General features: G+C 71.7%; 1 pseudogene. It reads left to right on the top strand.

Annotated elements, in window-relative coordinates:
• Window positions 1-1,146: pseudogene (locus IRT45_RS36245) on the top strand (transposase); the annotation flags it as partial.

The following is a 1,146-nucleotide window of genomic DNA, read 5'->3' as shown; positions in this document are numbered from 1 at the left end:
GGGTGTGGTCGCGCTGGACGGGGTGAAGATCGCGTCGAACGCGTCGATCAGCGCCAATCGTGGCGAGCAGGGACTGCGCAAAGCTGCCGCCGAGCAGGGAATCCGGGATGCGGCGGCCGCTGCGGCGCGGCGCGCGGCGGTCGAGCACGCGGCCACCGACGCCGCTGAGGACGAGGTCTATGGTGCTGGTTGCCGTGGCGGGCAAGTGCCGGCGGATCTCGTGGAGCCGAGTTCGCGGGCGCGGCGGATCGAGCAAGCCCTGTCGGAGTTGGCGGCCGAGAACGCTCGGCGGGCGCGGGAGCAGGCGGATAAGCAGGCCGTGGCCGAGCGCAAACAGGCGCGCCGGGACAAGAAGGCAGCCGAGCGTGCCGCCCGGGTGGAGGCATTCGAGCAACGCCGCCGTCCCGGTCGTTCGGTGACCGGGAGCCCGCCCGCCGAAATCCGGGTGCAGGTGCTGACCCGTAACTGGGAAGCCGCCCGCGCCGCGCAGCAAGCCAAGATCGACCGCCACGCCCAGCGCCGAACCCGCAAAGGCCGCCGCCCCGCCGCGGCCGATGACCACGCGATGGTCAAACGGGCCAGAGCCGCCCTCGACCGCGCGATCACAGCACAGGCCATCGGAAACGAACACCACGCAGCCACCCGGACCGCGCCCGCGCCCGCGGAAACCGGGCCCGGGAAAGCGAAATCGTGGACGGCCACACCCGCACGCAACATCACCGACCCGCAGTCGCGGCTGATGCCGTTACGCGGCGGGGGATGGCTGCAGGGCTACAACTGCCAGGCCGTGACCTCCACCGACGGACTGATCATCGCCACAGGTGTCGGCAACAACCCCAACGACTCCACCACCTTCACCAGCATGCTCGACAAGGCCACCGCCGCAGCCGAGCTCATCACCGGCGCCCGCGCACACACCACACCCGCAGCCACCGGCCCCGACGGGATCGGGGTGCTGCTCGCCGACAACGGCTACCTCACCAGAGCCAACCTCACCCACCCCGGGCCCGACCGGCTCATCGCCACCGGCAAAACCCGCACCCAGCACACCACCGCACGCGACCATCGCGCCCACGGCCGGCCACCCACCGATGCCACCCCGCTACAAACCAACGCCCACCGCCTGGCCACCCCCGAAGGCCACAC

Source organism: Nocardia sp. BSTN01, assembly GCF_015354405.1.
Classification (GTDB): domain Bacteria; phylum Actinomycetota; class Actinomycetes; order Mycobacteriales; family Mycobacteriaceae; genus Nocardia.
The sequence above is the reverse complement of the archived record's forward strand: the minus strand, read 5'-3'. Positions and strand labels throughout refer to the sequence as shown.